Annotated in this window: 13 protein-coding genes; 8 read left to right on the forward strand and 5 right to left on the reverse strand. The window is 65.4% G+C overall.

The annotated features are described in order from the left end of the window. Positions 1-81: 81 nt before the first annotated feature. The 4 genes from ACE3S9_RS07170 to ACE3S9_RS07185 all read right to left on the reverse strand — a co-directional run bounded on the left by ACE3S9_RS07170 (position 82) and on the right by ACE3S9_RS07185 (position 4434). Positions 82-963, reverse strand: coding sequence for a DUF4339 domain-containing protein (locus ACE3S9_RS07170; RefSeq protein ID WP_374545757.1), 882 nt, complete (start codon positions 961-963; stop codon positions 82-84). Between the two features lie 181 nt (positions 964-1144). Continuing rightward, positions 1145-3151, reverse strand: a complete 2007-nt coding sequence (locus tag ACE3S9_RS07175; RefSeq protein ID WP_374545758.1) for an acetyl-CoA carboxylase biotin carboxylase subunit — start codon at positions 3149-3151, stop codon at positions 1145-1147. Between the two features lie 207 nt (positions 3152-3358). Then, on the reverse strand, positions 3359-3826 hold the full coding sequence (locus ACE3S9_RS07180) for a hypothetical protein (protein ID WP_374545759.1): 468 nt from the start codon (positions 3824-3826) through the stop codon (positions 3359-3361). 122 nt (positions 3827-3948) lie between these two features. After that, on the reverse strand, positions 3949-4434 hold the full coding sequence (locus ACE3S9_RS07185; RefSeq protein ID WP_374545760.1) for a flavin reductase family protein: 486 nt from the start codon (positions 4432-4434) through the stop codon (positions 3949-3951). A gap of 197 nt (positions 4435-4631) precedes the next feature. Between ACE3S9_RS07185 and ACE3S9_RS07190 the strand changes: the two genes are divergently transcribed. The 7 genes from ACE3S9_RS07190 to ACE3S9_RS07220 all read left to right on the forward strand — a co-directional run bounded on the left by ACE3S9_RS07190 (position 4632) and on the right by ACE3S9_RS07220 (position 10724). Beyond that, entirely contained in the window at positions 4632-5546 is a 915-nt protein-coding gene (locus tag ACE3S9_RS07190) for a branched-chain amino acid ABC transporter permease (RefSeq protein ID WP_374545761.1), read from the forward strand. Positions 5547-5549: 3 nt separating this feature from the next. After that, a complete protein-coding gene (livM, locus tag ACE3S9_RS07195) occupies positions 5550-6869 on the forward strand; it encodes a high-affinity branched-chain amino acid ABC transporter permease LivM (protein WP_374545762.1) in 1320 nt (439 codons plus the stop codon). Then, on the forward strand, positions 6866-7795 hold the full coding sequence (locus ACE3S9_RS07200; RefSeq protein WP_374545763.1) for an ABC transporter ATP-binding protein: 930 nt from the start codon (positions 6866-6868) through the stop codon (positions 7793-7795). Before livM ends, ACE3S9_RS07200 begins: the two co-directional genes overlap by 4 nt. Then, positions 7792-8514: an ABC transporter ATP-binding protein gene (locus ACE3S9_RS07205; protein ID WP_374545764.1), complete on the forward strand. Its 723-nt coding sequence runs from the start codon at positions 7792-7794 to the stop codon at positions 8512-8514. The genes ACE3S9_RS07200 and ACE3S9_RS07205 overlap by 4 nt, the downstream gene beginning before the upstream one ends. Beyond that, positions 8511-8828, forward strand: a complete 318-nt coding sequence (locus ACE3S9_RS07210; protein ID WP_374545765.1) for a DUF6867 family protein — start codon at positions 8511-8513, stop codon at positions 8826-8828. The genes ACE3S9_RS07205 and ACE3S9_RS07210 overlap by 4 nt, the downstream gene beginning before the upstream one ends. A gap of 86 nt (positions 8829-8914) precedes the next feature. Next, positions 8915-9475: a hypothetical protein gene (locus tag ACE3S9_RS07215; RefSeq protein ID WP_374545766.1), complete on the forward strand. Its 561-nt coding sequence runs from the start codon at positions 8915-8917 to the stop codon at positions 9473-9475. Positions 9476-9608: 133 nt separating this feature from the next. Then, the gene (locus ACE3S9_RS07220; protein WP_374545767.1) at positions 9609-10724 is read left to right on the forward strand and encodes a branched-chain amino acid ABC transporter substrate-binding protein; all 1116 of its coding nucleotides are present in this window, start codon (positions 9609-9611) and stop codon (positions 10722-10724) included. 89 nt (positions 10725-10813) lie between these two features. Here the strand turns inward: ACE3S9_RS07220 and ACE3S9_RS07225 are convergent, their stop codons facing one another. Continuing rightward, the gene (locus ACE3S9_RS07225) at positions 10814-11545 is read right to left on the reverse strand and encodes a cytochrome c biogenesis CcdA family protein (RefSeq protein WP_374545768.1); all 732 of its coding nucleotides are present in this window, start codon (positions 11543-11545) and stop codon (positions 10814-10816) included. Between the two features lie 115 nt (positions 11546-11660). Here ACE3S9_RS07225 and ACE3S9_RS07230 point away from each other — a divergent pair. Further along, on the forward strand, positions 11661-12091 hold a 431-nt coding region (locus tag ACE3S9_RS07230), incomplete at its 3' end, for a P1 family peptidase (RefSeq protein WP_374545769.1).

The raw sequence follows: 12091 nt of genomic DNA on the forward strand, positions 1-12091 counted from the left end.
GTCAGCGGCATGGATCGGGGTCAGGAAGGGCGGGCAAGCCCGCCCCTTGTGCGCCTTCGCGACGTTCGAGGCAAGATCGGATCAGGCGGCCAGGGCCTGCGCCGTGGCCTGCTGGACGGCCCTTGGCGCGACCACGATCTGCGAGACGTACCATTCGATGAACCAGCGCAGGGCCCAGGGGATCGGCAGGACGAAGGCGAAAGCGAGCGTCAGCAGCAGGATGCGCCAGAGCAGGTCCAAGCCGGTCCCCACGAATTCGAAGGCATGGGTTCCCGACACTTTGGCGCACAACCAGCGGATCATATATTTCAGCGCCCAGGCCCAGCCGATGATGGTGAAGATCGAAAGCGAAAACAGCACGATCCAGCCGAAATAGGCCAAAGCGCCGCCCTCGAAGAAGAGCGACAGCCCGCCCCGCTCCGCGCGCAGGCTGCGGCAGAACCAGTCGATCAGCCGCACCGTCAGCCAGATGCTCAAGGCGAGGCTGACGATCTGCGCCGCGCCGCGGCCACCCGAATCGGCGAAAGCCGGGCCGATCATTTCGGCGACGCCCAATCCGGCGAACAGCCACCAGCTTTCCCCGATCGAGCTTTCCAGCCGCAGCCGGGCGCCGCCCGGCAAGGCGACATGGTCCGCGATGAAGCGGTAGAACCACAGGCCGACCCAGGGCGCGGGAATGATCAGCGCCATACCGAAAATGAAGACGATGGAGCGCCAGAACAGGCCCCAGACCGGAAAGCCCGGTTCGAGCGGCCCCGCGCCCCCGGCGCCGGCGGCGGCGCGCCCGACAAAAAGGCCGGCGAGCGCCGGATGCTGGCCCGCCGGCTTCGGCTCGCCGCCTTCGGCCCAGACCAGGCAGTCCGGGGCGATCCGGCCGGATTGAGCCAAAGCGGACAATTCTTCCAGCGTGACCGGGCCGTTCTGGGCGCCGGAGCGATCCTTGAAATAATAATTCCACGCCATGCGTCCGCCCCGCAGCAAAGACGCCAGGATCATCGCCTCAAGCGATGACTGCGCCGTGACGACAGCCAATGTGCGGCGCGACGCGCAAAAACGCCAGCCCCGCGGGACGGGGCTCGCGCAAAATGGTCAATAATCAAAACGCGAGTGGTTGGCGTATGCCAGAGCGAGCGGAAAATCCCGATCAGGCGAATTCCATGATGACCGCGTCGACCGCGAGCGAATCGCCTTCCTTGGCCTTGAGCGCCTTGACGGTCACATCGCGCTCGGCGCGCAGCACGTTCTCCATCTTCATCGCCTCGACCATGGCCAGCGGGTCGCCCGCCTTCACGTCCTGGCCTTCCTTGACGTAAAGCGCCTTGACCAGGCCCGGCATCGGGCAGAGCAGCGATTTGGAGGTGTCGGCGACCTTCTTCTCCGGCATGATGGCGAAGAATTCGGCCTCGCGGCGGGTGAAGACGCGGGCCTCAACGCTCACGCCGGCATGGGCGATCTCGAAACCGTTGAGGATCGGCCGCACCTGAACCGCGATCTTTTCGCCATCGATCAGGCCGTTCCACACCGACTCGCCCGGAACCCAGTCGGATTCGAGGCGGTGGGCGTGGCCGCCGGAGGCGAAGCGCACCAGCAGCGCGCCGTCGCCGGAATCGAGCTCGATGTCGAAATGATCCTTGCCGAGCGTGACGGTGCGCTCGGTCTGGAACTTCACCGGCTTCTGCACCTGCATCTGGCCGGAAATCTGGCGCTTGCGCTCGTTGTAGAGATTGTCGACGAAAGCCGCGACCGCCGCCATGCGATGGGCCGTCTCGCCCTCGGCCTTCAGCGGCGAAAAGCCGTCCGGATATTCCTCGGCGATGAAGCCGGTGGAGATATGGCCGGAGCGCCAGCGGTCGTGCTGCATCAGCGAGGACAGGAACGGGACGTTGTGGCGGATGCCGTCGATGACGAAACCGTCGAGCGCGCGCGACTGCGCCTCGATGGCGGTCAGGCGGTCGCCGGCGTGGGTGACGAGCTTGGCGATCATCGGATCGTAATAGATCGAGATCTCGCCGCCCTCATAGACGCCGGTGTCGTTGCGCACCGTGACGCCTTCGGAACGGCCCTCCTCCGGCGGCCGGTAGCGCACGAGGCGGCCGGTCGAGGGCAGGAAATTGCGGGTCGGGTCTTCGGCATAGATGCGGCTTTCGACCGCCCAGCCCTTGAGGTGGACGTCGCTCTGTTTGATCGCCAGCGGCTCGCCGGCGGCGACGCGGATCATCTGCTCGACCAGATCGATGCCGGTGATGAGTTCGGTGACCGGATGCTCGACCTGCAGACGGGTGTTCATTTCCAGGAAGTAGAAGCTCTTGTCCTGACCGGCGACGAATTCCACCGTGCCGGCGGAATCGTAATTCACCGCCTTGGCGAGCGCGACGGCCTGCTCGCCCATCTTCTTGCGGGTTTCCTCGTCGAGCAGCGGCGACGGGGCTTCCTCGATCACTTTCTGGTTGCGGCGCTGAATGGAGCATTCGCGCTCGCCGAGATAGATGACATTGCCGTGCTTGTCGCCCAGCACCTGGATTTCGATATGGCGCGGATTGACGATGAATTTTTCGACGAAGACGCGGTCGTCGCCGAACGAGCTCTTGGCTTCCGATTTGGCGCGGGCGAAACCTTCGGCGACTTCTTCGCGGGTATGCGCGATACGCATGCCTTTGCCGCCGCCGCCGGCCGAGGCCTTGAGGATAACCGGATAGCCGATGCCGTCGGCGATCGTGACCGCCTCTTCCGGCGTCTCGATCACGCCGAGGAAGCCCGGAACGGTGCTGACCTTGGCGGCATTGGCGAATTTCTTGGATTCGATCTTGTCGCCCATCGCCTCGATGGCGCCGACATTGGGGCCGATGAAGGTGATGTTATTGGCCTTCAGCGCCTCAGCGAAGGCGGCGCGCTCGGACAGGAAGCCGTAACCCGGATGGACGGCCTCGGCGCCGGTCTGCTTGCAGGCGTCGATGATCTTTTCGATGATCAGATAGGATTCCGCGGCCGGGGGCGGGCCGATATGGACGGCTTCATCGGCCATTTCGACGTGGAGAGCGTCCTTGTCGGCGTCGGAATAGACGGCGACCGTCTTGATGCCCATCCTCCGCGCGGTCTTGATGACGCGGCAGGCGATTTCGCCACGATTGGCGATCAGGATTTTTTTGAACATTCAGGCCCCGGAGCAGAACGAAGGCGGCTCTGTCGCGCGACAGAGCCCGTGCTTTCGGTTGGATCGGGGACCGGTTTTATGGGAAGTCGCCGCTGTCGTCCAGCCGTCAAACGACTTAGGCGGAAGCTTTGAAAGGCCCGAAGCGCCGCAGGCTTGGCGAGCCGCCGCAGGCTTTTGAAAGAGCGCCGTAGGCTTTGACGCGCCTGCTCAGGCCTCGCGCGCCAGCGCCGCCTGCACTTCCGGCGCCTGAACGCGCTGGCGGACGGCGCCGACCAGCCATTCTGGCGTGCGATGGGCTTCCGCCAGCACATTGGCGAGCAGCGCGACCGCCGTGAGCGGGCGGCAGCGATCCGCCTCGCGCAGCAGCCATTCGGCCTGATCGGCCGCGACCACGCCGGTCGGCCGGCGCTGCCAGACGACATGATCGGTGACGCATTCGATCAGGAATTCGGTCCATTCGGCGCAGGGGCTGTCCTGTACGCGCTCAAGGTCGAACAGGGCTGCGATTTCGTCATGGCTCGCGGCCTCGTCTTCGAACAAGGCGCGGCGCAACTGCCGGATTTCGGCCGGCGTGAGGTTGTGGCCCCGCTGGGCCAGAGAGGCGATCAGCGCGCGGCGCTCGTTCAGCGCCTCCAGGCCGTAGAGCGAGAATTTCATGGCGCGGGCGTGGCTCATCTCGAATAACTCCTCGATGATTAAGCCTAACGCCCGGCCCGTTGCGCTATCCTCAAGAAACAAAGTGAACGAATGGCAAGGTTAAGACTTTTCATTTCAACGGGTTTAGGGCCAATCGCCCTTCATTCCACGCTGCGGCGATAGCCGCGGCGATGATAGAGCAGGCTCGGCCCCTCGTCGCGGCGCGCCACCGCCTCCACCCGTCCGAAGAAGACGTGATGGGTCCCGACGTCCTTCACCTCGATCAGCCGGCAATCGAAATTGGCCAGCGCGCTTTCCAGCAGCGGCGAGCCGGTCGGCCCCGACATCCAGACGCCATGGTCGAATTTTTCGGCAAAATGCTCGTTTGTGCGGCCGGCGAAAATATCCGCCAGCAGGCGGTCCTCGGCGCCGAGCGAATTGACGCTGAACACCTTGTTTTCGAGAAAGCGCGGCGTGGACGGCGACAAGCGGTTGACGCAGACCAGCAAAGTCGCAGGCTGGTCCGAGACGGAGGCCAAGGCCGTCACCGTCATGCCGGCGAGGCCTGCGGGGCCGTCCGTCGCGATGAGATGGACCGGCGAGGCGATCTCGCTCATCGCGTCGCGATAGGCTTTGGGATCGATCATCGAGTCATCTTCGGCTTCGGCGCGCAAAAAGGCTCTCCCTGGCGGATCACATCAGAACCGGTCTTAGCGGCAGCAAGGCGGGAAGGGAAGCCCGCCATGCGCCTGTTGACCGCGAAAGCCCCGCAAGCCCGCGATATTGCGGCATGGCGCGGGCCTTGCTAGCGTCAGTTGGCGCGCGCGCCGATTCTGGATGGCGAATGGAAATCTTTCTGCAGCAGATCATCAATGGCGTCACGCTCGGCTCGATCTACGGGCTGATCGCCATCGGCTATACGATGGTGTTCGGCATTATCGGCATGGTCAATTTCGCCCATGGCGACGTGTTCATGCTGTCAGCCTTCATCGCGCTTCTGCTGTTCCTGCTGCTGACCCAGGTCGCCGGCCTGCCGCCGGGCCTCGCCTTCGTGCCGGTGCTGTTCGGCGCCATGTTCCTGACAGCCTTGTGGAATTTCGCCATCGAGCGGGTCGCCTACCGCCGCCTGCGCGGCTCCTTCCGCCTCGCGCCGCTGATTTCGGCCATCGGCATGTCGACCTTTCTGGCCAATTTCGTGACGGTCACACAGGGGCCGAACAACAAGAGCATTCCGCCGCAGCTCGACAAGGTGATCCCGCTGACCACTGGCGGCGCCTATGACGTCACCTTGTCCTACAAACAGATCCTGATCGTCGTGGTTACGGCGGCGCTGCTCGCCGCTTTCTGGTTCGTGGTGCAGAAGACGCCGCTCGGCCGCGCCCAGCGCGCCTGCGAGCAGGACGCCAAAATGGCCGCTTTGCTCGGCGTGGACGTCAACCGCACCATCGCGCTGACTTTCGTGATCGGCGCGGCGCTGGCGGCGGTCGCCGGCTCGCTGTTCCTGCTGCAATATGGCGTGGTGAAATCCTCCGACGGCTTCGTGCCGGGCGTGAAGGCTTTCACGGCGGCGGTCCTTGGCGGCATCGGCTCGCTGCCCGGCGCTGTGCTTGGCGGTCTCGCCATCGGCCTGATCGAGACCCTGTGGGGGCAGTATTTTTCCAGCGACTACAAGGATGTCGCGGCCTTTTCCGTTCTGGCGATCACGTTGATCTTCATGCCTTCCGGCCTGCTCGGCCGGCCGGATGTCGAGAAGGTCTGAGTTTTGAGCGCGCCGCAGCCCCTTTTCCAACGCGCCTTCAAGGAAGCCGGCCTCGCGACTCTGGTGGTGGCGGGCCTGAGCTTTCCGGTAATCGCCTTTCGCGCCGAGCCCGATTTCAACAATATCCTCACGCTGACCTCGCGCTGGCCGCTGTTTTTCATCTTTTGCGCTCTGGGTTTCGCCCTGCGCTTCGTGCTGACCCTGTGGTCGGCGCGGAAAAAGCCCGCGCCCGCCCTCGAACAGGCGGCCCGGCCGGGGGTCCGCAGGCCGTGGCTCGCGCCGCTCGGCCTCGCGGCGCTGATCGCCTATCCTTTGGTCATGCTGGCTTTGCTGGGGCCGCTGGCGGCGCAGAAATGGGTCGATACATTCGGCGTTCAGATCCTGATCTATGTCCTGCTCGGCTGGGGCCTCAATATCGCCGTCGGCCTCGCCGGCCTGCTCGATCTCGGCTATGCCGCCTTCTACGCCGTCGGCGCCTATGCCTATGCGCTGTTGGTCCCGATCACCGGCCTGTCGTTCTGGGCGCTGCTGCCGGTCTGCGGCCTGCTCGCCGCCTTGTGGGGATTCTGCATCGGCTTTCCGGTGCTGCGGCTGCGCGGCGATTATCTCGCCATCGTCACGCTGGCCTTCGCGGAAATCCTCCGCATCGTGCTGGTCAATTGGGATGTGGTGACCCATGGCGAGGCCGGCCTGTTCGGCTTCCCGCCGGTCACGTTCTTCGGGCTCCCCTTCATTCCCGGCCCGCGCGGCTTCGCGGCCCATGTCGGCCTGCCCTTCGCCGCCGTGCACAAGCTGATCTTCCTGTATTTCGTCGTGCTGGCCTTGGCGCTGGTCGCCAATTTCGTCTCGATCCGCCTGCGCCGCCTGCCGCTCGGGCGCGCCTGGGAGGCCTTGCGCGAGGACGAGATCGCCTGCCGCGCGCTCGGCCTCGACACCGCCAATATCAAGCTGACCGCATTCGCGCTCGGCGCCTTTTTCGCCGGCATCGCCGGCTGCATGTTCGCCTTGCGCCAGGGCGTCGTCTCGCCCTCCAGCTTCACCTTCAACGAAAGCGCGACCATTCTCGCCATTGTCGTGCTGGGCGGGCGCGGCTCGCAATGGGGCGTGGCGCTGGCGGCGGTCCTGATCGTCGGCGCCTCCGAAATCCTGCGCGAATTGACCTTCCTGAAGGCGATCTTCGGCCCGAGTTTCGATCCGGCGCAATATCGCATGCTGCTGGTCGGCCTCGCCATGGTGGCGATGATGAATTTCCGCCCGCGCGGCATCGTTTCCGCGCGCAAGCCGACCATTCTGCTCAACCCGTCGCCGGAGGCGGCGCCATGAACGCGCCGCGCGGGAGCGCCGAGCCGCTGGCGCGGGTCGATCGGCTGACCATGCGTTTCGGCGGGCTCGTCGCCGTCAATGACGTGTCCTTTTCGGTCGGGCGCGGCGACGTGACCGCGCTGATCGGCCCGAACGGCGCCGGCAAGACCACCTTGTTCAACTGCCTGACCGGTTTCTACAAGCCGACCTCCGGGCGGATCGCCTTCTCGCCCAAGGGGCTGCAGGATCCGAGCCGCGTCGAGGCGCTGACCGCCTCCGCCCGCCGCCTGTCGCGCGACGGCGGCGAGGATCTCTTCCTGCTGGAGCGGATGCCCGATCACGAAATCGCCCGAAAGGCGCGGATTGCCCGCACCTTCCAGAACATCCGCCTGTTCGCCGGCATGAGCGCACTGGAAAATCTCATCGTCGCCCAGCATGTCGCGCTTACGCCTGCTTCAGGATATGGGGTGTTCGGACTGCTCGGACTGCCGGTCTATCGCCGCGCCGAGCAAGCGGCTGTGGTGCGCGCCGAACGCTGGCTGGATCGGATCGGCCTGCGCGCCCGCGCCGACGACCCGGCTGGCGAATTGCCCTACGGCGACCAACGCCGGCTGGAAATCGCGCGCGCCATGTGCGCCGACCCCTGCCTGCTTTGCCTGGACGAACCCGCCGCCGGCCTCAACGGCCGCGAATCCGCCGATCTCGCTCATTTGCTGCGTGAAATCCGGGACGAGGATGGCGTCTCGATCCTGCTGATCGAACATGACATGTCGGTGGTCATGGCCATTTCCGACCATATTGTCGTGCTGGATTACGGCCAGAAGATCGCCGACGGGACGCCGGCGCAGGTGCGGGAAGATCCCGCCGTGGTCGCCGCTTATCTCGGCGTGGAAGAGGCGGAAGCCGATGACGCGGAAGCGTCGCTCGACCCCGGAGGGCCGTCGTGAGCGCCCTGCTCTCCATTCGCGGCGCCAAGGCCTATTACGGCGCGGTCCAGGCGCTGAAAGGCGTCGATCTCGACGTCAACAAGGGCGAGATCGTGGCCTTGATCGGCGCCAATGGCGCCGGCAAATCCACCCTGATGATGAGCGTGTTCGGCGCGCCGCGCCTGCGCGCCGGCTCGATCGTCTTCGACGGGCGCGACATCACCGAATGGCCGACCCATGAGATCGCGCGCCTTTCCATCGCGCAATCGCCGGAGGGACGGCGCATCTTTCCGCGCATGACGGTCTACGAGAATTTGCAGATGGGCGCGGCCTTGGCCGGTCTGGATCGGTTTCAGGAGGATCTGGAGCGGGTCTTCGCCATTTTCCCGCGCCTCAAGGAGCGCATCGGCCAGCGCGGCGGCACGCTTTCGGGCGGCGAGCAGCAGATGCTGGCCATCGCCCGCGCTTTGATGAGCCGGCCCAAACTGCTCCTGCTCGACGAGCCGTCGCTCGGCCTCGCGCCTTTGATCTGCAAGCAGATCTTCGAAGTTGTGCGCCGGCTCAACAAGGAAGAGGGCCTTTCGGTCTTTTTGGTCGAGCAGGACGCTCATCACGCGCTCAAGCTCGCCGATCGCGGCTATGTCATGGTCAATGGCGCCATCGCCATGGAGGGCGCCGGCCGCGATCTACTGCGCGACCCCAAAATCCGCGCCGCCTATCTCGAAGGGGGCGGACATTGAGCGAGACCTTCCTCATCGGCGATCCGCGCGTCTTCATCGGCGTGACGTTGGTTCTGGGCGGCCTCGCCTCTTTCGCCGCCGGCCGCGCGGTGGCGCTGACCTGGCGTCCGCTCTGGCTGCTGCCGCTTTACGGCCTGCCGCTCGCCTTCGCCATGCGGTTCCTGCACTGGTCGCTGTTCGGCGAGCCGCTCGCCGCGCCGCTGGCCGCGCTCATCGCCTATGGCTGGTCGCTACTCGTCCAGGGCCTCGCCTGGCGCTTCGCTCACGACGCTCTGGTCAGGCGGCAATATCCCTGGCTGCGCCAGAACCGATGACAATTTGGTGATCCGGCTGCTGCTCCGCTCGCATCGAGAGCAACGCGGACCCATCTGCCCTCCTTACCCAAAAAAGGAGGCGAATCATGACGATCACGTCCAGAATTCTGCTCGCCGCCGTTTTGGCGGGCGCCAATCTCGCCGCCGCCGAAGCGGCGCCGATCGCGCCGTCTGGCCTGCGCCCGCGGGCGCAAGCGCCGATCGAGCAGGCAGCCTATCACCACTATCACCACTATCGCCGCTATGGAGGGCATTATTACCATCATTACGGCTATCACCATCACTACCGCCACTATGGCTATCATCATCGCTACTACCGGCATTACGGCTACAATCCCGGCGCGGCGGCGTTCGGCGCGGTGGTCGGCGGCGTGCTGAGCAATCCCTGTCTCTATGGCGGCTGCGGCTATTATGACGGCGGACCCTATTACGGCGGGTATTACGGCGGGGGCGGCTACTACGGTGGCGGCGGCTACTACGGCGGCGGCTGGCGCGGGCGCGGCTGGGCCGGGCACGGTTGGGGTGGACACGGCTTCCACGGCGGCTGGGGCGGCGCACATGCCGGCGGCTTCCACGGGGGAGGCTTCCACGGGGGAGGCTTCCATGGCGGAGGTTTCCACGGAGGCGGCTTCCACGCGCATCGTTAAGCCGCGCCGGTCGGTCGTCTAAAGCCGCAGAAAGCCCGGCCTTGCCCGCCGGAGGGAACAGCCATAAGCATAGGTCGTGGCGACGCCGTCGAACGCGGCGGCGCAGCGCCACGCAGGCTTAGGGGAGTTTCTTATGCGGGTGCGACTTCTGACGGCGCTTCTTGCAGCCACCGTCTTTTCCGGAGCGGCGCAGGCCCAGATCAAGATGGGCGTCGGCGCTCCAATCACCGGCACGGACGCCGCTTTCGGCCTGCAACTCAAGAACGGCGCCGAACAGGCCGTGGCCGACATCAACGCCGCCGGCGGCATCCTCGGACAGAAGGTGGAGTTGGAGGCCGGCGACGACGCCGCCGACGCCAAGCAGGGCCGCTCGGTCGCCAATCAATTCATCGGCGACGGCGTGACTTTCGTGATCGGCCATTTCAATTCCGCGGTCACCATGCCCGCTTCGGAGGCCTATAACGAGGCCGGCGTGCTGGAAATCACCCCCGGCTCGACCAATCCGCAGATCACCGAACGCGGCTTTCCCATGCTGTTCCGCACCTGCGGCCGCGACGACCAGCAGGGCGCGGTGGCGGCGAATTATCTGGCGAAGAACGCCAAGGGCAAGAAGATCGCCATCCTCCACGACAAGTCGACCTATGGCAAAGGCCTCGCCGACGAGACCCGCAAGGCTCTGGCCGCCGCGGGCGTGAAGGAAGTGATGTACGAGGGGCTGAACAAGGGCGAGAAGGACTTTTCCGCCATTGTCTCCAAACTAAAATCGGTCGACGCCGATATCGTCTTCTTCGGCGGCATCCATACGGAGGGCGGCCTGCTGGTCCGCCAGATGCGCGACCAGGGCGTGAAGGCCGTTCTGATGGGCGGCGACGGCATCGCCTCGCAGGAATTCGCCGCCATCGCCGGGCCGGGCGTCGAGGGCACGCTGATGACCTTCCCGCCGGACCCGCGCCTGCGCCCCGAGGCCGCCGCCGTGGTCAAGGAATTCGAGGCCAAGAACTACAATCCGGAAACCTATACGCTCTATAGCTATGCGGCGGTGCAGGCGCTCAAGCAGGGCATCGAAAAGGCGAAGTCAACCGATCCGGTCGCCGTCGCCAAGGCCCTGCACGAGAACGGCCCGTTCCAGACCGTGGTCGGCGATCTGTCCTTCGACGCCAAGGGCGACGTCACCCGCGCCGATTACGTCGTTTACGAATGGCGCAAGGGGCCGGACGGCAAAATCTCTTATTTCCAGATTGATAAATGAGATGGCATTTTCCTGTTAACCATCTCTGTTAACAGGAAAAATACCATGACCCGATGCGTGAGGAGCCGGGCGACCGGCTCCCGCCAGCTTCAGCCCAACGTCGCCAAGCCCGGGAAGGTCTGCAGCAGCCAGAAGCTGACATTCTGAATACCGCCGGTGAGGAACATCACGCCCGTCACGACCAGCAGCACGCCGACGACCCGCTCGACCTTGCCGAAATGCGCCTTGAAGCGCTTCAGGAAATGGACGAAAGGCTCCATGGCGAGCGCGGCCAGCAGGAACGGCACGCCGAGGCCGAAGGAATAAACCGCCAGCAGGCCGGCGCCCTTGGCCACCGTATCCTCCGACGAGGCCACGGCGAGAATGGCGGCGAGGATCGGCCCGATGCAGGGCGTCCAGCCAAAGGCGAAAGCGAGGCCCATCACATAGGCGCCCCACAAGCCGACCGGCTTTTCGACGCTGACCCGTTTTTCGCGATAGAGCAGGCTGAGCCGGAACACGCCCAGAAAGTGCAGGCCCATGGCGATGATGGCGAAGCCGGCGAGCATCGACAGCAGCGGCAGGTTCTCGCGCACGGTCTGCCCGAGCGCCGAGGCGGTCGCGCCGAGCAGGACGAAAACCGTGGAAAAACCGAGCACGAACAGAAGCGCCGCGATCAGGGTGTCGCGCCGCGCCCGCCTTTCGCCGCCTTCCACCAGCTCCTCCAGGCCCGTGCCGGCGATGAAGGTCAGATAGGGTGGCACCAGCGGCAGAACGCAGGGGCTGAGGAAGGACAGCAGGCCGGCCAGGGCCGCCGCCGAAATCGTCACATTGCTGGTCATTGCACTTTCCGGCTGGACCCCGCGGCGACTCGCCCCTGCGACGCGGGATAAGACTAGGACAGGACCGCTTATACGATAGAATTGGTCGCCTGTTTCAAGCGCGAAAGGCGATTCCTTGCGCAATCTCATCACCGATGTCGCCGGCCTGCGCGTGGGCTCCTGTCACGATCCCGTTCTCGCCTCCGGGGTCACGGCGCTGATCTTCGACCGCCCGGCCACGGCCTCTATCGCCGTTTCGGGCGGCGCGCCGGGCCTGCGCGACGCCGCTCTGCTCGAAACCGACATGACCGTGCAACAGGTCGACGCGCTCGCCCTGTCGGGAGGCTCCGCCTTCGGGCTCGATGCGGTCGGCGGCGTCCAGGCCGCCCTGCGCGAGGCCGGGCGCGGCTATACGGTCGCCGGCCAATTGGTGCCGATCGTCCCCGGCGCCATTCTGTTCGACCTCGCCAATGGCGGCGACAAGAATTTTTGGCGCGAGCCCGTCTATTGGCGACTGGGCCAGGCGGCGGCGAGAGCGGCGGCGCTCGATTTCGCGCTCGGCAGCCA

Origin of the sequence: Rhodoblastus sp. (genome assembly GCF_041915505.1) — a bacterium.
Taxonomy (GTDB): Bacteria; Pseudomonadota; Alphaproteobacteria; order Rhizobiales; family Beijerinckiaceae; genus Rhodoblastus.

Bases quoted from the DNA above. Each gene is read 5' to 3' on its own strand.
- ACE3S9_RS07215 (WP_374545766.1), top strand. From the start codon at position 8,915: ATGACGATCACGTCCAGAATTCTGCTCGCCGCCGTTTTGGCGGGCGCC.
- ACE3S9_RS07200 (WP_374545763.1), top strand. From the start codon at position 6,866: ATGAACGCGCCGCGCGGGAGCGCCGAGCCGCTGGCGCGGGTCGATCGG.
- ACE3S9_RS07185 (WP_374545760.1), bottom strand. From the start codon at position 4,434: ATGATCGATCCCAAAGCCTATCGCGACGCGATGAGCGAGATCGCCTCG.
- ACE3S9_RS07220 (WP_374545767.1), top strand. From the start codon at position 9,609: ATGCGGGTGCGACTTCTGACGGCGCTTCTTGCAGCCACCGTCTTTTCC.
- ACE3S9_RS07170 (WP_374545757.1), bottom strand. From the start codon at position 963: ATGGCGTGGAATTATTATTTCAAGGATCGCTCCGGCGCCCAGAACGGC.
- ACE3S9_RS07175 (WP_374545758.1), bottom strand. From the start codon at position 3,151: ATGTTCAAAAAAATCCTGATCGCCAATCGTGGCGAAATCGCCTGCCGC.
- ACE3S9_RS07190 (WP_374545761.1), top strand. From the start codon at position 4,632: ATGGAAATCTTTCTGCAGCAGATCATCAATGGCGTCACGCTCGGCTCG.
- ACE3S9_RS07180 (WP_374545759.1), bottom strand. From the start codon at position 3,826: ATGAGCCACGCCCGCGCCATGAAATTCTCGCTCTACGGCCTGGAGGCG.
- ACE3S9_RS07225 (WP_374545768.1), bottom strand. From the start codon at position 11,545: ATGACCAGCAATGTGACGATTTCGGCGGCGGCCCTGGCCGGCCTGCTG.